Source organism: Nocardia sp. NPDC049526, from assembly GCF_044465765.1.
Classification (GTDB): domain Bacteria; phylum Actinomycetota; class Actinomycetes; order Mycobacteriales; family Mycobacteriaceae; genus Nocardia.
The window spans coordinates 120,346-141,676 of sequence record NZ_JBITMA010000007.1 but is presented as its reverse complement, the minus strand read 5'-3'; the positions used below and the strand labels follow the sequence as shown (position 1 = coordinate 141,676).

At 66.7% G+C, this 21,331-nt stretch carries 4 protein-coding genes and 1 tRNA gene; all 5 read right to left on the bottom strand.

What is annotated here, in order from left to right:
• Nucleotides 1–18,126, bottom strand: a complete 18,126-nt coding sequence (locus tag ACIBW7_RS22620) for an amino acid adenylation domain-containing protein (RefSeq protein ID WP_397049278.1) — start codon at nt 18,124–18,126, stop codon at nt 1–3.
• A 34-nt stretch (nt 18,127–18,160) separates the two neighbouring features.
• Entirely contained in the window at nt 18,161–18,469 is a 309-nt protein-coding gene (locus ACIBW7_RS22615) for a hypothetical protein (protein ID WP_397049276.1), read from the bottom strand.
• Between the two features lie 261 nt (nt 18,470–18,730).
• Nucleotides 18,731–19,309, bottom strand: a complete 579-nt coding sequence (locus ACIBW7_RS22610; protein ID WP_397049274.1) for a TetR/AcrR family transcriptional regulator — start codon at nt 19,307–19,309, stop codon at nt 18,731–18,733.
• Nucleotides 19,310–19,611: 302 nt separating this feature from the next.
• Nucleotides 19,612–19,685: transfer RNA gene (locus ACIBW7_RS22605), tRNA-Leu, on the bottom strand.
• Between the two features lie 117 nt (nt 19,686–19,802).
• The gene (locus ACIBW7_RS22600) at nt 19,803–21,305 is read right to left on the bottom strand and encodes an amino acid permease (RefSeq protein ID WP_397049272.1); all 1,503 of its coding nucleotides are present in this window, start codon (nt 21,303–21,305) and stop codon (nt 19,803–19,805) included.
• Between the last annotated feature and the right edge of the window lie 26 nt (nt 21,306–21,331).

Here is a 21,331-nt window from a genome sequence, read left to right as displayed (position 1 = left end):
TCATCGATCCAGTCGTGCGTTGAGAATCCGGGCGATCTGGGCAATCGCACCCGGTTCGGTCATCGCGAGGTGGGTCGCATCGATGTCGAAAGTCGAAATCTGCCCGCTGACCACCTGCGCCCATCCTTCGTGACCCGCAGCATCGGATCGCCTTTCACGTGTCGCGGTGAAGTAGAGCATGTCGCTGTCCAAGACCGCGGGCCGCCAGAGGCCGGCCGCCCGGATCGCCAGGTTGTAGGCGTCGGTCAGGCGCTCGATCCTCGCGGCATCGATGCCCAGGCCGCCCCCCAGGTGCCGGTCGATCAGGTCGGCGGCCTCCTCGGCGGTCGCATCGGGGCGCACGAAATCGACGCCCATGACCGGGCCGAGATTGCTGATCAGTTCGCCGGCCGTGACGGCGGAGATCGTCGACTCGTCGACACCGCCCACCTCGGCGTCCAACAGTGCCAGTAGCGCAACCTGTTCGCCCGCGGCGCGCATCTCGACGGCAATGGCATGCGCGATCGCACCACCCAGCGACCAGCCGAGGAGGTGATAGGGGCCGTGTGGCTGAACCGCGCGAATCTCGTCGAAGTAGCGTTCGGCCATTTCTTCGATCGACGTCGGACCGGGCACCTCGCCGCCGATCTGTGGCGCCTGAATGCCGTAGATCGGTCGACCGTCGGAGAGGTACCGGTCGAGTGTGCGGTAACACCACGACAGACCCACGGCCGGGTGGATACAGAACAGTGGTGGTCGCTCACCGCCGGTCCGGATCGGCAGTAGCACGTCGAAGCCGACGGTCCGGTCGACGGTGGGCCCCGAGCGCATTCCGGATTCGATCCGCTTTGCCAGGTCGGCCGGGCAGGGATCCGACAGCATCCAGCTGATCGGAACCTCGTAGTCGAGTTCTTTGCGCAACTCGCTCACCACTTGCACCGACTTCAGCGAGTTACCGCCCAATGCGTAGAAGTCGTCGTCGGCGCCCACCCGATCCATGCCGAGTACCGCGCCGAAGGCCCGTGCAACCTCCGCTTCCAGCCACGACGAGGGCTCCCGGAACGCCCCTACCGCGAGCACCGGCTCCGGTAGCCGCGTCCGGTCCAGCTTGCCCGACGCGGTGAGGGGCACCGTGTCGAGCACCGACACGGTGGTGGGCACCATGTAGTCGGGCAATTCGGTTGCCGCGTGCGCCATGACTGCCGCGGTGTCGACCGTGGCGCCGGCGGCGGGCACCAGGTACCCGACGAGATGGTCCACCGCACCGGTGGAGCGCACCACAGCGATCGCCCGGGCGACGCTCGGGTGCTCGGCGAGTACTGCCTCGATTTCACCGAGTTCGATACGCAGGCCGCGCAGCTTCACCTGGAAATCGGTGCGGCCCAGGTATTCCAATTCGCCGGAGTGGCGCCAGCGCACCAAGTCGCCGGTGCGGTACAGGCGCCGGCCGTCACCGTAGGGGTCGGGCACGAATCGTTCCGCGGTGAGGCCCGGACGTGACCGATAGCCGCGCGCGAGCTGGGCGCCCGCCAAGTACAGCTCCCCGGCAACACCGGGCGGTACCGGATGTAACCGGTTGTCGAGTACGTATGCCCGCGCGTTCCATACCGGTGTGCCCATCGGCATGCTCCCGCTGTCGGCTTCGGTCACCCGGTGCGCGGTCGCGCATACGGTGAACTCGGTCGGCCCGTACAGATTGTGCAACTCGACCCCGGGCACTATTCGCCGCACCGCGTCCGCCACCTCGGTGCCGAATGCCTCACCGCCCACCAGCAACGTCCGCACCGACGCCAGCGACTCCGCAGGCGCCGCGTCCGCGAATACCGCCAGCATCGACGGCACGAACGCGGCGATCGTGACCCGCTCGGTGGCAATGGTTTCGGCGAGATAGGCCGGGTCGGCATGCCCGTCGGCTCGGGCGATCACCATCCGCGCCCCCATCGCCAGTGTCGCGAACAGCTCCCACACCGACATGTCGAACGTGGCCGGGGACTTCTGCAGCACCACGTCATTCGGCGTCAGTGCGTAGATCTCGTTGACCCACCGCAGCTGGTTCACCACCGAACCATGCAATACCGCAACACCTTTCGGTCGCCCGGTGGACCCCGAAGTGAAGAGCACGTACGCGATATTGTGCGGTCGCAGTGGCGCGAGCCGATCGGCGTCGGTGACCGGCGCGTCATCGAATCCGGACAGCTCCAGCCCATCGAGGGACGACAGCTCCAGTACCGGCGCGGCGATCGACAGCATGTACGCGATGCGGTCGGCCGGAAGGTCTGGATCGACCGGCACGTACCCACCGCCGGCGGCGTGCACCGCGTACATGGCGGTGACCTGGTCCAGTGAACGCCGCATTCGCAGCGCCACCAACGACTCCGGACCCACTCCACGGGAGATCAACCACCGCGCCAACCGGTATACGCGAGACGCGAATTCCGCATAGGTCAGCGACTGTTCGCCGAATGTCACCGCGGGCAGATCCGCGTGTGCCTGCACGGAGTGGGCGAAGAACGAGGCGAGCGTCTCGCCGGGAGGAAGCTTGCGATCAGTCGAATTCCACTGCGTCAGAACGGCTTCCCGCTCATCGACGCCGAGCAGATCCACCTCGTACACCGGCTGCGCCGCGTCGGTGACCAGCGCGCCGAGCAACCGCAGCAGTCGATCGACGATCGTGGTCACCGTCGTCGCGTCGAAGAGGTCGCTGGCGTAGGTCACCGCGCCGGTGATGCCGGCCGGGGCACCGGTGGAGTCATAGGAATCCGACACCGTGATCTGCAGATCGAACAGTGCGGTGTCGATGTCGGCCGCCATGGCCGACGCCGAGAGCCCCGGCAGTTCGAACTCGGCCCTGCCGACATTCTGGAATCCCAGCATCACCTGGAACAGTGGATGGTGGGCGTGCGACCGCACCGGGTTCAGCTCCTGGACCAGCCGCTCGAACGGAACATCGGCGTGCCCGAACGCGGCCAGATCGGTCGCGCGCACCTGCTCGAGCAGCTGGGTGAACGTCATCCCCGGGGTCAACCGGGTCCGCAGCACCAGGGTGTTGACGAACATCCCGACCAGATCGTCGAGTTCGGGCTCGCCGCGTCCGGCATAGGGACTGCCGATCGCTATATCGTCCGTACCGGCCAGCCGGGCCAGTGTGGCCGCCAGCGCTGCGTGGAAGACCATGAACAGTGTCGTGTTGTGTGCTCGCGCGATCTGCTGTAATCCCGCGTGCAGATCGGCACCGACGGTCAACGGGACGCTCGCGCCCGCATAGGTCTGCACGGGCGGACGCGGTCGGTCGGTCGGCAGCTCCAGCAAAACCGGGAGCTCCGCCAATTCGAGTGTCCAGTAGTCGATCTGGGCGCGGAGCAGCGATTCGGGATCGTCTTCGGTCCCCAGCACCGTCCGCTGCCAGATCGCGTAGTCGGCGTACTGCACCGGCAGCGGCGGCCGATTCGGTGTCTCCCCGAGCAGGTGTGCCGCGTACGCGGTCATCATGTCCCGTGCCATCGGGCCCAGCGACGACCCGTCGCAGGAAATGTGGTGCACCACCACTGCCAGGACCCACTCGTCCGGTCCGAGCTCGAACAACCGCACCCGCACCGGCGCCTCGACCGTCACATCGAACACCCTCGACACGAACGCCGACAGCGACTCGGCCAGTTCCGGTTCCGCGACCGAGGTCACGGTGATCGGCGCGATTGCCTCAGCGGTGGGAAGGACGACCTGCGACGGCTCGCCCTCGGCATACGGATATACGGTCCGCAGTACCTCGTGCCGGTTCAGCACATCCTCGACGGCAGCGCGCAGCGCGTCGAGATTCAGCTTTCCGGACAGCCGTAGCACGATCGGAATGCTGTACGCGGCCGAGCCGGGCTCGAGCCGGTTCAGGAACCACATCCGCTGCTGTGCGTACGACAGTGGAATTCGCTGCGGCCGTGGCTGTGCGGTCAGCGCCACCCGGCCGGTGTCGGCCCGCGATTCGGCGCGCGCGGCCAACCTCGCGACCGTCGGCGCCTCGAAGATCATCGATACCGGGATGGTCGCGTCGAGCGCGGCGCCGATCCGCGCGGCCAGGCGGGTGGCCACCAGGCTGTTGCCACCCAGTTCGAAGAAGTCGTCGTCGGCGCCCACCGGACCGTCGATGCCGAGGACGTCGGCGAATACGCCTGCCACTATTTCCTCCACCGGTGTCGCCGGGGCGCGGAATCGCTTGGCCTGGACGACGGGCGCGGGCAGGGCCGCCCGGTCGAGCTTGCCATTCGGCGACAGGGGGATCGCGTCGAGGATCATCACCGCGGTGGGCACCAGATATGACGGCAACACCTCGGCCAACGCCGCCCGCAACTGTTCGCCCGAGAGGCTCGCCCCGTTTTCGGGTACCACATAGGACACCAACTGCGCCGGGCCCGGGCCCGCACGCCACGGCACCGTGACCGCGTATGCCACCTCCGCCCGCGTGCTCAGTACCGCGTCGATCTCGCCGAGCTCGACCCGATGGCCACGGATTTTCACCTGGGAATCGTTGCGCCCCAGGAACTCCAGGGCACCGTCGGTATTCCAGCGCACCACATCACCCGTGCGGTACACGCGACATCCCGGTTCCCCGAACGGGTGCGCCACGAACCGTGCCGCGTTCGTCGCCGCCCTGTTCAAGTACCCCCGCGCCAGCGCCTGGCCCGCTAGATACAGCTCGCCGGCCACCCCTACCGGCACCGGCTGCAACCGGGCATCCAGGACCAGCGCCTGTATTCCCGGCAGCGGGGCACCGATCGTCGGCCGGTCATCCGGTCGCAGCGCACCCGTCGCCGTGGCGACCATTGTGGCCTCGGTCGGCCCGTACAGCACCCGGAACTTCCGGTCGCCGGCGATGTCGGTGCCCGCCCACCGGCTGACCAGATCCGCCGGGACCTCCTCGCCACCGGACATCACCAGCCGCAAGTCGTCCAGTCCGGCCGGATCCACCGACGCGAGCGCGGCCGGGGTCATGAAGGCGTGGGTGACCCGCCGCACACGCAGGAACTCGGCGAGCTCACCGCCGCCGTAGATCCCCGTCGGCGCGACGACCAATGCACCGGCCCGGCTGACCGCGATCAGGATCTCCATCAGTGCCGCGTCGAACGACGGCGACGCGAAATGCAACACCCTGGACGTGTGCCGGAGCTCGGGGTCGGCGCGCCACCCCGAGATGAAATCGGCAATGCCGGAATGGGTGATGGCGACGCCCTTCGGCACCCCGGTGGATCCGGAGGTGAAGACCACGTAAGCGACATCCGAGGCTCGCAGCGGCCGCGTCCGCTCGTCATCGTCGATCGGGCCGCTCGCCGCCTTGTCGATCTGCGCGGCGTCGGCCGGGTCGTCGAGCACGATCCAGTTCACCGCATCGGGCACCTGGGCACGCACCGACGACACCGTAACTCCCAGCGTCGCACCAGAATCCGAGACCATCTGCTCGATCCGGCTCGCGGGATAGCCAGGGTCCACCGGTACGTACGCCGCACCCGTCTTGACCACCGCCCACCACGCGACGACGGAATCCATCGACCGCGCTGCCGCCACCAGCACCGGATTCTCCGGTCCGGCGCCACGGCGGATCAGTACCCTCGCCAGCCGACTGGACCGCTCGTCCAACTGCGCATACGACAACGTGGCCTCCCCCGCGACAACGGCGATGCCGTCGCCGTTGTCCCGGACGGCCGAGGCGAACACCTCCGGCAACAATCCGGACGGCTCCGGCGGCACGGTGTGTGCCCCCACCCGCGACGTGAGCGCCGAGCGCTCGTCGGCTTCCAGCCAGTCGATATCGCCGATCACTACGGTCGGATCGTCGGCGACGGCTTCCAGCACCCGCACCAACCGTCGGACGATCGCCGCCGCGGTCGCCTCGTCGAACAGATCCCGCGCATAGGTCATCATTCCCGAGATGCCTTGTGCCACACCCGCACTGCCGGACGAATCGGACAGCATCAGTTGCAGGTCGAACTGGGTCGCCCCGGTATCCACATCCGCAAGGGCGACCCGGACGCCGGGCAGCGCCACATCGACCGTCGACACGTTCTGGAACGCCAGGGCCACCTGGAACAACGGATGCCGCGCCGCCGATCGCTCCGGACTCAACTCCTCCACGACCCGCTCGAACGGCACGTCCGCGTGCTCGAACGCGAGCAGGTCCGTCTGGCGAGTGCGCATCAGCAACTCGGTGAACGGCTCGCCGATATCTACCCGGGTCCGCAATGCGAGGGTGTTCACGAACATCCCCACCAGATCGTCCAGGCCTGGCTCGCCGCGCCCCGCGACCGGGGTGCCGATCACTACATCATCGCTGCCACCGAGCCGGCCCAATACCGTTGCCAGCGCCGAATGCATCACCATGAACAGCGACGACCCCCGCGACCGCGCCAGCGCGAGCAGCCGCTCGTGCAACCGCGCATCGATCCGCAGCGGTACCCGGCCGCCCGACAGCGAGGCGACGGCAGGGCGTGGTCGGTCCGCCGGTAGTTCCAGCCGGTCCGGTGCGCCCGCGAGCGTCGAGCGCCAGAACTCCAGCTGCGTGGACATCAACGAGGCCGGATCGTCCGGGGCACCGAGCATCTGCCGTTGCCACCACGCGAAATCCGCGTACTGCACAGCGAGCGGCTCCCATTCCGGCGCGTGCCCGGCCAGTCGCGCGGCATACGCCGCCATCACGTCACGGGCCAGCGGCCCCATCGACTGACCATCGCCTGCAATGTGATGGACCACCAGCACCAGCAGGAATTCCCCTGTGTCACTGTCGATCTCGAACAATCCCACTCGCATCGGCACCCGGGCGGTCACATCGAATCCGCGCCGCACGAACTCGCCCACCACATCCGGGACCGAATCCGCAGGCACGCGCACCGGCTCCACCGGCAGTGCGGGCTCGTCGAGGACGATCTGCCGCGGCTCACCGGAGACTTCCGGATATATGGTCCGCAGTACCTTGTGACGTGCCATCACATCTGCGAGCGCGGCCGCCAGCGCCGCGGTGTCCAGCCATCCCGACAGCCGCAGCATCACCGGAATGTTGTACGCCGCCGAGTCCGGCTCGAACCGGTTCAGGAACCACATCCGCTGCTGCGCCAGCGACAGCGGCACGGGGTCGTGGTGCACTCCGGGTAGCAAGGGCAATCGGCCCCCACCGCTGAGTGTCCCTGCAAGCGCGGCTAATTCGCCGACGGTCGGCGCCTCGAACACCGACCGCACCGGCACGCGCAGGTCCATGGCCGCACCTATGCGCGCCACCACCAGCGAGGCGCTCAGCGAATCGCCGCCCAGCGCGAAGAAGTCGTCGTCGACTCCCACCCGGTCCACGTCGAGTACCTGCTCGAATGTCCGCGCGACCAACTCTTCCAACCCCGGCGATGGCGCCCGGAATTCGCGCACGACGGCAACCGGTTCGGGCAACCGCTCGCGATCCAGCTTCCCGTTCGCGGTCAGCGGCACCTCGTCCAGCACCACCACCGCGGACGGCACCATGTACCGGGGCAACGCCTCGGCCAACGCCGCACGCAACTCCGCGCCCGATACCTCCGCCCCGGTCGTGGGCGCGACATAGGACACCAGCAGCACCGGCCGCCCTTCATCGCTGCGCGGCACGGTGACGGCGTATGCCACATCCGCACGCGCACCCAGCACCGCATCGATCTCCCCCAGCTCGATCCTGGTGCCACGCACCTTCACCTGAAAATCGTTGCGCCCCAAGAACTCCATCTCACCATCGGCGGTGCGGCGCACCATGTCACCGGTCGCGTACATGCGCTGCCCCGGCTCCCCGAACGGGCATGCGACGAACCGCGCCGCAGTCAACCCCATCCTGGCGACGTATCCATCGGCCAGGCCGGCGCCGAACAGATACAGCTCGCCCGCGACACCGGATGGCACGGGCCGCAACCAGGTATCCAGGACCACGGCCGCGACCGGGCCGACCGGCTTGCCGATCGTGATCGCGGCACCCGATACCAGAGCGTCGCCGGAGGTAGCCCAGATAGTGCATTCCGTCGGCCCGTAGACATTGAACATGGCGCGATGCGGCGCCCACCGATCGACGAGTTCCGGCCCGACCGGCTCACCGGCCGCTGCCAGTACGCGCAAACCGTCGAGACCATCGCACGGTACTGTCGCCAGCGCCGACGGAGTCACTATGGCATGCGAAACACCCTCTCGCCGGATCAGATTCGCCAGCTCGGGACCGGCGTAGACATCGGCAGGCGAGATGACGAGCCGACCGCCCGAGCCGTGCGCCATCAACAGCTCGAAGATCGAGGCGTCGAAGCTGGGCGAGGCGACCTGCAGCACCACCGACACCGGGTCGACGCTGAACATTCGCCGCTGCGCCGCGACGAGATCGACCAAGCCGCGATGGCTGACGAGAACACCCTTGGGCGTTCCGGTCGACCCCGACGTGTAGCTCACGTACGCGGTCTGATCCCGCCGAATCGGCCCTCCGCGTTCAGCATCGGTGATCGGCGCGGCAGGGACCGAGTCCATGGCGCAGAGCGTCTGCTCGGCGTCGAGGATCAGCCAGTCGACACCCTCGGGAAGATGCTTCCTGGTTGACGTGTCGGTCAGTCCAAGAACAGTTTTCGAGTCCGATAGCAGATATTCGATGCGTTCGGCCGGCAGGATCGGATCGATCGGCAGCAAGGCGGCGCCGGTCTTGGCCACGGCCCACAGGACGACCGTCGCTGCGAGGGATCGCGGAAGCACGGAGGCGACGATCTGTCCCCGCCGGGCGCCGTGCCGCAGCAGGATCCGAGCCAGACGTGCGGATCGCTCGTCGAGCTGCCGGTAGGTCATCGCGGCAGTACCGCACCGCACGGCGATCGCGTCGAGTTCGGCGGCAGCGGAAGCTGCGAGTATGCGGTCCAACGTGTCCGGAATCGCGGTATCCGTAACCGAAACCGGCCACGCGGGCCCCGGTTCCTCGTCCAGCGGCAACTTGCCCAGCAGCACGTCCGGGTTCGCGGCGATCTGGCACAGCAACTCGACGAAGCGGTCGAGGATGTGGCGCGCGGCGGCGGTGTCGAATGCACGGTCGTGGAATCGGAGGATGATCCGCAGCCCCTGTGCCGCGCCGTCCGCGGACTGCTTCGGTTCCACGACCAGACTCAGCGGGTACGGCGTCGCGTCCACACCGCTGAGTTCATCCACTCGCAGGCCCGCCGAATCGACGAGTTGCTGCAGCGCCGTCCGGTCGACGGGGAACGACTGGAAGGTGATGGCGGTGTCGAAGAGTTCGGGCAGGCCGACGCTGCGGTGAATCTCGGGTAGGCCGATATGGTGATGCTCCAGCATGCGAGCATGCCGCGCCTGAATGCCGGTCAGCAACTCGCGTACCGTCATAGTAGGTTCGAGCGGGACTCGCACCGGAACCGTAGTCAGGAACATACCGAGCGTCTGATCGACCAGCGGCAGCTCCGGCGGTCGGCCCGACACCGCGGCGCCGAAGATCACATCGCTCTCACCGGTCGATACGCGCAGATTAAGCGCCCAGGCCGCGGCCACCGCCGCATTGATGGTGACGGCCGTCTCCGCCGCCACTCGACGGAGTTCGGCGAAACGATCCGCCGTGAGTTCGGCCGCGACCTCGGCGGCGGATACGTTGCCCGCCGCGGCGGCTTCGCGAGACACCCGGGTGGGTGCGTCGACATCCGAAAAGGCTTGCGCCCACGCCGCTTTGGATGCGGCGCTGTCCTGCCGACCCAGCCAGGACAGATAGTCGCGGTAGGAGGGAGCGGGACCGGCGGAGTCGATATGCGCGGGAGATCCGTAGTAGTCGAGCAGTTCTCGCATCAGCAACGGCATCGACCAGCCGTCCAGGATCACATGGTGATTCGTGACAAGCAGCCGGAAGGACCCGGCATCGACACGGATCAGCGTCAACCGCAGCAGCGGAGGAGCCGACAGGTCGAAACCCGCCGCCGCGTCCGCTGCCGCAATGGATCCCGGGTCGGCGGGCGATTCCACATCGCCACTACCGGCGAGATCGATCTCCCGGAACGGGATTTCGGCATGGTCCAGCACGATCTGACACGGCCCTGCCGCCGTCTCCACAAAGGCGGCCCGCAGGATATCGTGCCGGTCGACCACGGCCTGGGCGGCGCGGCGCAGCCGCTCACCGTCGACCGCGCCGGACAATCCGATCATCGTCTGCACGGTGTAGTTGTCCCCGGCATCCGGGTCGAACGTCGAGTCGAAGTGCATCCCGGACTGCATGGGCGACAACGGCCAAACGTCGGACAGCCCGCCGTACTGCCGTTCCAGCCGATCGATGTCCTGTTCTGTCAGCGCGACGAGCGGTTGATCCGAGGTTCGATCCGCCGTCGAGCTTCGAGCGGGTTCCTCGATGGTCACCGGAGCCGCATCGCTGCCCGCCATCACGGCGAGGGCGGCAACTGTCTTGCCTTCGAATACATTTCGCGGCGTGAGCGTGAGTCCGGCGGATCTCGCCAGCGCCACCAGCCGCATCGAGACGATGCTGTCCCCGCCGAGCGCGAAGAAGTTGCTGTCGGCGGACACCGTGTCGAGATGGAGCACATCGGCGAACAGTTGCGCCACGACCTGCTCCGTATGCGTCGACGGCGGCCTGCCAGCTGCGGCGTCGGAATCGAAGGCGCGCTGCCGCAACGCTTTCCGATCGATCTTTCCCGTAGGCGTGCACGGCATCTCCTCGAGCTGCACGATCGCCGCGGGATTCAGATAACGGGGTAGCCTGCCCGCGAGATCGTCGCCGAGTGCCGCCACATCCACGGCAGCGCCCGGCGCCGGGACGACATAGGACACCAGAACCGGTTCGCCGGCAGGTCCTTGCACCGCAACGGTGGCGACGCTCGCCACGTCCGGATGCCGGGCCAGGTGGGCATCGATTTCCCCCGGCTCGATCCGCAGGCCGTGAATCTTGACCTGTTGATCACCGCGACCCAGGTATTCCAGTGCCAACCCGGCGCGTCCGCGCACCCAGCGCACGGAATCACCGGTGCGGTAGATCCGCTCGCCGCGGCTGGATCGCGGATCCGCAACGAAGCGCGACGCGGTCACGCCCGGTCGATCGACGTACCCGCGGGCCAGTCCGGGCCCACCGATATAGAGTTCGCCCGCGACACCGACCGGCACCGGTCGCAGCCACGTGTCGAGAACCATCGCGGACGCGCCTCGGATCGGGCCACCGATCGTCACCGGCTCGCCGGGTGCGAGGGCATCCGACCCCGTCGCCCAGATCGTGCACTCGGTCGGTCCGTAATGATTCATCAGCCGTCGCCCAGGGCTCCACCGGTGCACGGTGTCCGGCCCGGTCGCTTCGCCGACGACCGCGAGCGAGGTCAACGACGGCGTCCGGGACGGATCCATCGTGTTCAGCACGGACGGGGTGATGATCGCATGCGAAACCTGCTGCGACCTGAGCAATTCCTCTAGTTCGTTCCCGGCGTACACCTCCGGTGGCGCCACCACGAGACACGCGCCGCTGCCGTGCGCCAACAGCAACTCCGACAAGCAAGCGTCGAATCCCGGCGACGCGACCTGCAACACAACCGAATCCGTACCCACACCGAAGGCGTCGATCTGCGCCGCGACAAGGTCGGCCAGACCTCGATGGCTGAGGTGGACCGCCTTCGGTTTGCCGGTCGATCCGGACGTGTAGATCACGTATGCCGCATTGTCGGCCGACAGCCTGTCGGCCCCGGCCGGACGAACTAGACCCGCATGAGCGTCCGAAGCCGAAGCGTCCAGCATCAACCAGTCGACAGTATCCGGAAGCTGCGGTGCCACAGCGCTGGTCGTCACACCCAGAGTGATCCACGCGTCGGACAACAACTCCCCGATCCGCGCGGCGGGATTGCCGGGATCCAACGGCAGGAAGGCGGCACCTGTTTTCGCCACCGCCCAGATCGCGACGACCAGTTCCGCCGAACGGGGAATGGCCAATGCGACGATCGACTCGGCACGCGCACCATGGCCGGCCAGCAGGCGAGCGAACCCGTCGGCGCGACGCTCCAGCTCACAGTAGGTCCACGTGGTGTCACCGCACCGGACAGCCACGGCATCCGGATACCTGCGCGCGGTCCCCGACAGGATGTCGCGCAGCACGAGTTCCGCGGCCGGCTCCGCGCTGAGAGCCGAAAGCAGTTCCGCGCGTTCGGAATCCCAGCAGCAGGAGATCGCGGCGACCTTCCGGGCGGGATCGCTGACGATCTGTGTGAGCAGCAACTCGAATCGTTCGAGCAGCGTGCGGGCATCGTGGGAATCGAATCGGTCGGTGGCGAATTTCAGCGTCACCGCGTAGGTGCCGGGCTCGCCGGCGTCCGGTCGTCGGTCACGACTCGACCGCGGCGGGGTCACTTGCAAACTCAGCGGATATGGCGTGGCATCGTGTGCGTCGATCTCGACGAGCCGCAATCCGGCGTCGGATAGATTGCGTGCCAACAGTTCCCGGTCGAGCGGATAGGACTCGAGCACCGTCGCGGTGTCGAACATATCGGTGATACCGGTGGCCCGTTGCAGCTCCGCCAAGCCGATGTGCTGGTGATCCAGCATTGCGGCCTGCTCGGATTGGACGCGGACGAGCAGGTCGCCGACGGATTCGTCGGGTTCGAGCCGGACTCGGACGGGCAGCGTGTTGACGAGGAGCCCGACCATGCGCTCGACATCCGGAAGCTGCGGCGGGCGGTGCGAAAGCGTATTGCCGAACACCACGTCCGAGCGTCCGGTCAGGACGGCCACCAGCAATGCCCACGCCACCTGCAGGGCCGTGTTGGCAGTGACACCGTGTGAGCGGCCCAGATCGAGAATCGCGGCGGTGGTCGCGGCGTCCAGGTTCAGGCCGACTTCGCCTGCGTGCGCGGTGGCGGTCCGATCCGGCCCGCTCGTGACCCGCGTCGGACTGTCGATTCCGGCGAGCATCTCCCGCCACGCGGCGGTTGCGGCGTCGCGATCCTGAGCCTGTAGCCACTGCAGATACTCTCGGTACGAACGAGGGGGCACGAGCTCGGCGGTATCGCAATCGGATGCGTACAGCGCCAGCAGTTCGTGGATCAGCAGGGGCATCGACCAGCCGTCCAGCACGAGGTGGTGGTTGGTGACCAACAACTGGAACATGTCGACGCCGGTGCGCACGAGGTGGAAACGCACCAGCGGCGGTCGCGCCGGGTCGAACGGAGTCGCAGCCGCCGTCGCGAGTCGACGAAGTGCTTCGGCCTGCTGGTCGACTTCGGTGATACTCGACTCGTCCCAATCGACCTCGGTGTCGCGCAACACGATCTGACGTGGCCCATCGGCACTCTCGACGAACGCGGTCCGCAAGCTGTCGTGCCGGTCGATGAGCATCTGCGCGGCCCGCCGCATCCGCGCGCCATCCACCTGCCCGGCAAACGTCAGCGCCGCCTGCACGATGTAGCCGTCGTCGCCGTCCCGGTCGTAGATCGTGTGGAACAGCAGCCCGGACTGCAGGGCGGTGAGTGGCCACACATCGGTCATCGACGGGTATTCCCGCAGCCAGTTGTCGACATCGTCCTGCGATACCGCGGTGAGCGGAAAATCGGATGGAGTGAAGCCGGGTGTGGTGTCGGATCGGACGTGCTCGGCCAGCGCCCCCAGGGCTCGAGCCCACAGCCCGGCGAGTTCGTCGACCTCCTCGCTACTCAACACCTGTGAGGCGAACTCCCAGGTCGCGTCGAGTTCGAGCCCGTCGCGACCTTCCTCGGCGATCGCGTTGATATCGAGCACGGCGGACAGCGCCATATCCGGATCGCTCGTCGCGGTCAGTGCGGTGAATTCGGTGGTGGGCGCCCAGGGCCCCGTGCGTTCACCGATACCAACCCGCCCGAGGTAGTTGAAACTGATCTGAGGTTCGGGCAGGTCTGCGAGCTCGGCGCTTGCCCGGGAATCGAGATGACGCAGCATCTGATAGCCGATGCCGTTGCCGGGCACCGCGCGCAGCTGCTCCTTCACCTGCTTTATCGCCAGTCCCGCCCCCTTGCCGCCGGCCAGCGCATCATCGAGGTCGATGTTCCCGCAGTCGATCCGGACCGGGAAGCGTGTGGTGAACCAGCCCACGGTGGCGCTGAGATCGGCGCCGGGTACGGCCCGCTCCTCGCGGCCGTGTCCCTCCAAGGAGATCAACTCTCCGGCGGCCGCCGCCGTACCACGCCTGCGCCGCCACTCACCAAGTGCCAGTACCAGGGCCGCCAGCAGCGGATCGTTGGCACTGCAGTGAAAGCGGTCCGGAATGGTGGTGAGAACCGCCTCGGCAACCGCTGCCGGGATGCGCTGCTGTACCCGGCCCGCTGTGGCCCCGACGTCACGATCCGGAATCAGACGGCGCGATCCGAGTAGCTGATCGCCGCGCTCGAGTACGTCTTTCCACAGGTCGAGCTCCGCCGAGCGCCTGCCCGGTACCCGCTCGACCAAGCCGTGCACCCATCGCCGGAACGAGGTGGTGACCGGGCCGAAGTGTGGTTCGCCGCCGTCGGAAACCTGCGACCAGGCCTGCGCGAGGTCGGCGAGGATGACGCGCCACGACACCGCGTCGACGGCGAGATGGTGGATCACCAGCCACATCAGGTCGGGTCCGGAGCCGTTGCGATCTTGAATCCAGACGGCCTGAACGAGCACACCGTTGCCCGGGTCCAGGCGATCCGCGGCTTTGTGCAGGTGCCGGTCGACTTCGGCAGCGTCACGTCGATCGAGCCGAACATCGACGAGCGCGGCGTCCGGGTCGACCGCTTCCCGATCGAGTACCTCGACGTACCGATCAACCGAATCGCCGCCACGCAATACCGCGCGCAGCATGTCGTGGCGGTCCAGCAGGGATCCCAGTGCGCGCACGAGACCCGCTCGATCGACTCCCTCGGGCAGCTGCACGAGCGCGGCCTGCGCGAATCGGTCGTAATGACCCCGATCGAGCATTGCGCGCATGATCGGCGACAACGGCATCGGGCCTACGCCGCCACCGGGCAACTCGGCCAGCTCGGGGATATCGCGGGCTTCGCTCGCCGTGGCGGCCAGGCCCGCGACGGTCTTGTGCACGAACACATCCTGTGTGGAGAAACTCAGGCCCTCGGCCTTGGCCCTCGCCACCAGTCGGATCGACAGAATGCTGTCGCCGCCGAGAGCGAAGAAGCTGTCGTCCGCCCCGACTCGAGGCACGCCGAGCACCTCGGCGAAGAGCCTCGCGACCGTCTTTTCCCGGCCTGTGGCCGGCGCCCGGCCGACCGGCGCGGTCCCGAATTCGGGCTTCGGCAGAGCGCGGCGATCGAGCTTGCCGAAGGCGTTCACCGGGAGGCTGTCCAACGCGAGGATTACCGCCGGGACCATATGCGGCGGCAGCGAATCACGGGCGAAGCGCTGGAGTTCGAGCGGATCGATCCGGCGGCCGCTGACCGGGACGACATAGGACGCCAGCACGGTCGTACCGGCATTGTTCTGCACCGGGACGGTGACGGAAAGATCCACGTCCTCGTGTGTGGCGAGCGCGGCGTCGATTTCACCCGGTTCGATCCGGTATCCGCGGATCTTGACCTGGAAGTCGCTGCGCCCCAGCATTTCCAGCGTCATTTCGCCGTTGTCCCCGGTCCAGCGCGCGATGTCGCCGGTGCGGTACATCCGCTCGCCGAGGTCGCCATATGGATCTGCGACGAACCGGGCGGCGGTTTCGACGGACAGATGGCTGTATCCGCGGGCCAATCCCGGTCCGGCGATATACAACTCGCCCGCGGTGCCCCTGGGCACCGGCTGGAGCGTTCGGTCCAGCACCATCGCCGAGACGCCACGGATGGGGCCACCGACCGTGTGCGCACGGCCGGGTAGCAGCATGGAGCCGACGGCGGTCACGGTGGTTTCGGTGGGACCGTATTCGTTGTACATGGACAGCGAGGTCCACCGCTCGATGACGTGCGGTGGACAAACGTCACCACCGACCACGACCACCCGCAAGTCGGTCGTCGCACGCGGGTCCACGGTTGCCAGCATCGCGGGGGTCAGCGTCAGGTGGGTCACGTGCTCGTCGGCAAGCAGTTGCGTGAGCGGCTCACCGCCGGTCACCTCGGGCGGCACGATCACCAGCGTGGATCCGTTCGCGAAGCAGGTCAGAAACTGTTCCAGGGAGGCGTCGAAACTGGGCGAGAGGGCATAGGACACGCGGGATGTCGTGTCGATGCCGTACGTGGTGGCGCGGTCGGCGACGAGATTCGCGAGGCCGGTGTGGGTGACCTGGACGCCTTTCGGCGTTCCGGTGGATCCCGAGGTATACGTCACATAGGCGATATGGGATGGCCGTAGTGGTCGGATACGGTCATCGTCGGAAATCGGCCCGCTCGCGACGTCGGATTCCCACCGAGTCGCGGGATCGTCGAGAACCACATGGTGTATCTCCTGCGGGAGCCGCCCGCGCAGAGCATCGACCGTGATCGCCACAGCTGCGCCGCTGTCGGCGACCATATGTGCTATCCGCTTCGACGGGTACTCGGGGGCCAATTGGACGAACGCGGCCCCGCATTTCGCGACCGCCCACGTCGCCACGACCGATTCGACCGAGCGTCGCAGCATGATCGCCACCGCCGTGTCCGGCCCACAACCCAGAGCGATCAGATGCCGGGCCAGCTGGGAAGATCTGGCGTCGAGCTCGCCATAGGTCATCGTCTGCCCGGCCGAGGCGATCGCGCACGCACTTTCATTCCGGCGCGCGCTCTCACTCAGAATCTCCGGAAGCAGGCGTGTTTCGACCCCGCTGGGCCCCCGCACCGGCAGCAGCGCAGACCGTTCCTGCACTTCGAGCAGTGGCAGTCTGCTGACCGGACATCCCGCTCCCCCGGCGAGGAACTCGTGCAGAAACATGAGGAACCGGCGGTGGTGACCGGCGAGTTCCTCAGGGCTGTAGGCATTCGGATTCCCCTGGAAGTCGATATGGGTACTGGCCTTGCCCGCGCCCGGGTAGATATTGACGAAAAGGTCGGCGGTAGGGCCCGAGGTGAGGACGTGCAGGCGGCCGGTCGTGTTGCCCAGCACAACCTCGTTCTCGATCATCATGAGGTTCACGGCCGGTCCGAAGGATGCCGCCTCGTCGCGCGCGATCCCCATATCGTGGAATAGGTCCTCTTGGCGGTAGCGCTGCCGCCGAAGAGCACTCGTCAACTCGCCCTGCACAGCGGCGATCAGTTCACCGACGGTGCGGCCCGCGACCTGCACTCGCAGCGGGACCACATTTGCCACCATCCCCCCGGAACGGCGCAGCACGGCAGAGTGCCGACCCGAAACCGGCAGGCTCAGCAATACTTCATCGCTTCCGGTCATCCGCGCGAGATACGCGGCAAACGCCGCGACGATGGTCGGCGTCGCGCTCGGGCCGTGCTCGAGCGCGACGCTGCCCAGCAGCTGCGCGGTGGCGTCCGGCAGCTCTGCGCTGACCAGCGCTGGATGAATGGTGGGCTTGCCAACGCGACCGGCCAGGCTCACGACGGGAGGCGCGCCTGCCAGGTGCTCCAGCCAGTATCCGCGGTCGTTGTCGAAACGCGCCGAACCTCGGTACGCCAGGTCCTGCTCGACGACCGCCCCCAGATCCTGCGCCGCGCACGGCGCCGCTTCCTCGGACTTCACCCAAGCGTTGTACAACTCGGTTATCCGGTGCAGCATTGTTACCGCGGCAAACCCGTCGAGTGCGATATGGTGCGCGCGCTGATACCACAGGAAATGGTCCGCGCCGACCTGGAAGACAATGCTCGTCATGAGGTTGTCGTGCAACAAGTCCAGCGGAGCAGAATAATCCTGAACCATAATTCTGTGCGCAGTCGCAACCGGATCGGAGTGCATGCGCAAGTCCATCACCGACACCGGAGCGCCATGTTCCTCGTCGACGAACTGGCATGGCTCTCCGTCGACCTCGGTCAGGCGCATATGTCCGGAGCCGAACTCGCGACTGGCGGTTTTGCATGCCTCGGCAAGCAATTCCGCGTCCAACTCGCCTGCGATTTCGACGTATTGGGCCACAGATATCGGCGACGACTCCGCGAGATGCTGGGCAAACCAGATTCCCCGCTGCGCCGCGGTCAGTGGAAGAATATCAGGTCCGGAAGAGCGGAATGGGCCGGTTTGCAACGATTCAGATAGGTTCGGACTGCTATCGACACCACTCTTCGACTGGTCCATCTCGACCTCCGCTTATATCGTTCATCTCAGGAACTCAATAAGCGCGAGCACCGGCTGCCGATACGGTGTCGCGCGCCGGACCGACGAGCACGAACAAGGTCTGGCCGTACACGATCTCCAACACGCGCACGGTCTCGAATAGTTCGAGTCCGTGCTCCTCCCTGGCCAGCGCAGCCAGCGCCGAACGATCCGAGACCTGCGACGACGACGCCCACTTCCGCGTCGCCGGCTGCGATACGATCGCCTGCCGCTCGGATACCGTCTGGTACACGATGGCATCGTCGCCGCCCCCGGCATCGTTACCCGACTCGTCGGCCACACCGTCCAGAACTCCGGTGATCACAGCGCCGACCGCACCCCCGCGCAGAGGTCGCTGTACCGAATGCAAAACAATCCCCGGCGGTCCCGCCGCCGGAACAACCCCCCGAACCACCGATATACCGCCTGTGGACATACCGGACACCTCTACTCGAATTCAACTGTCCTCTGGGATTCGAAACGGACACGTCTTCCGATTGCACCCCGACCGATTTGCCGCATTTGTTAGCAAAACGTTCCTCGCGTCGCATATGACGGCGAATGCGTTGTCGGGTTCGCCGTGAATTCAGGGTATGAGCACTGCAACGAGTTCGCGGATTCGTTTTTCATCGAGGGGCGCTCGTCCGATCGAGGCAAGGGTGAGATAGCCCACGATTATATCGACGATCGTCCCCGACGATACGCGCACAGCCAGATCACCTGCGCTCTGCGCGGCGTGCAGACGTTCGATGATCAGCTTATTGACCGGCTCGGTAAGAATGCGATCGAATGCGTCACTTTGGTCAGGGGCGGCGGTCGATGCTGTGGCCAGCGCGCGAACGACCGAGCCGACGCCGGGCTGCCGCAGGTAGTCTGCGATACCGTCGAGCCACACGGCGAGGTCCCGGCGCAGATCACCCGCATTCGGCACCGGACTGGCAGTCATCACGAAGGCGCCCTGCAGGACCGCGTCGGCCACGACTTCAGCCTTGGAGCCCCAAACCCGGTACAGCGTCTGCTTGGCCGCTCCTGCCCGCGCGGCGATGGCCTCCATCGTGACCGAGTCATAGCCGTGTTCGACGAGCAGTTCGGCGGTAGCGGCCAGAACCGCCGATCGGAGCTGCAGGTTCACCGGACGACCCGCCCGTGCCCCTGGCCCTGTCATCGAAACCACCATGCCGATTGTTCCATGAACCGCGTGCTCGGCTGATCGATACGACCCCGCCGGGTTCGTGCCCTGGATGCGCGCCCACCTTATTATGAGACCGCGGTAACATCACCACGGCGGAGACGCTTGCCTCCTCGATCACGTGGCTGCTCAGTGACAACAGCGAGAACCTCAACGGCCAGATCCTCGCCTCCGACGGCGGCTGGTCGGTCCAGTAGCAGTATCCAGTCGAGCTCGCTCCGATTGTGGCGACACCACCGAAACGTGCCCGGAACTGCGCCGATGGTGAAGTTCGATCGTGCCCCCAGTCGGACTCGAACCGACACTTTGCAGATTTTAAGTCTGCTGCCTCTGCCAATTGGGCTATAGGGGCGCCCGGTCAGCGTACCGACTCGTACTGCCGTACCGGAATTCTGTTCTGCAGGCTAGTGCATCTCCGGTGGTGGCCAGAGTAAGGCCGCCACGCGCCGTCAGGTGCCGTCGTGGGCGGCTACCGATGTGGTGCCGTCGGAGGAACTCGCATCCGGCGCGCGGCGAGGACGGAGTGGCGGCGGCCGTAGGCGAAGTAGACGATCAGGCCGACGGCCATCCAGACGAGGAAGCGCAGCCAGGTTTCGACCGAGAGGTTGAGCATCAGCCAGAGGCAGGCGAGTACGGCGAGGACCGGGATGAGCGGGACCAAGGGCACGCGGAAGCCGCGCGGGAGGTCAGGACGGGTGCGGCGCAGGATGAGGACGCCGATGGCGACCAGGACGAAGGCGAAGAGAGTGCCGATATTGACCATCTCCTCGAGGGTGCCGAAGTCCACGAAACCGGCGAGTGCGGCGCAGACGACGCCGACCACGATGGTCAGCCGAACCGGAGTGCCGTTCTTGCCGGTGTGCGCGAGCTGACGCGGCATCAGTCCGTCGCGCGACATGGCGAACAGCACGCGGGTCTGTCCGAGGAACATCACCATGACGACCGTGGTGAGTCCGGCGAGCGCGCCGATGGAGATGATGTTCTTGGTCCAGGTGGCGCCGTGCTGCGCGAAAGCCGTTGCGAGCGTTGCGCGGTCACCGGACAGCGCGGTGTAGGGCACCATTCCGGTGAGGATCAGCGATACCGCGACATAGAGAATCGTGACGATCACCAGCGAGCCGAGAATCCCGCGCGGCACCGAGCGCTGCGGATTCTTGGTCTCCTCCGCGGTGGTCGCGACGACATCGAACCCGATGAATGCGAAGAACACCAGACTGGCCGCGGCGAGCAGGCCGTACCAGCCGAAGGTGCTGTGCCCGGCGCCGGTGAAGTAGGAGAACAACGATTGGTGCAGCCCCTCCCCTTCCGCACCGGACTGCGACGGCGGGATATAGGGCGTCAGGTTCGACTTGTCGAAGTAGGTGGCGCCGACAACGAGCACCACCGCGATAACGCTCAGCTTGATGGCGACGGCCACCGCCGAAACCCGCGACGACACCTTGGTGCCGACCGCCAGCAACACGCCCAGAATCGAGATGAGAAGTACCGCGCCCCAGTCGAAGTCGATCGGCCCCAGATGCACGATCGGCGAACGCGATCCCATCACTTCACCGAGGTATTGCGACCACCCTTTGGCGACCACCGACACCGCGAGCGCGAACTCGAGGATCAGATCCCAGCCGATGATCCATGCGACGAGTTCGCCGAAAGTGGCGTAGGAGAACGTGTACGCGCTGCCGGCAACCGGAACCGTCGAGGCGAATTCGGCGTAGCACAGCGCGGTCAACCCGCAGGCGATGGCGGCGAAGACGAAGGCGAGCGAAACCGAAGGTCCGGCGACATTGCCCGCGGTCCGCGCGGTGAGCGTGAAGATGCCCGCACCGACGACCACGGCGACACCGAAGACGGTGAGATCCCAGGCGGTCAGATCCTTGCGCAGTTTCGAATCGGGTTCGTCGGTGTCCCGGATGGACTGCTCGACCGATTTGGTGCGGAACAGACCGCCCCATCGAGTTCCTGGGGTCGCCAACACTGTCTCCTTGCTGTCGTCAACGGGTT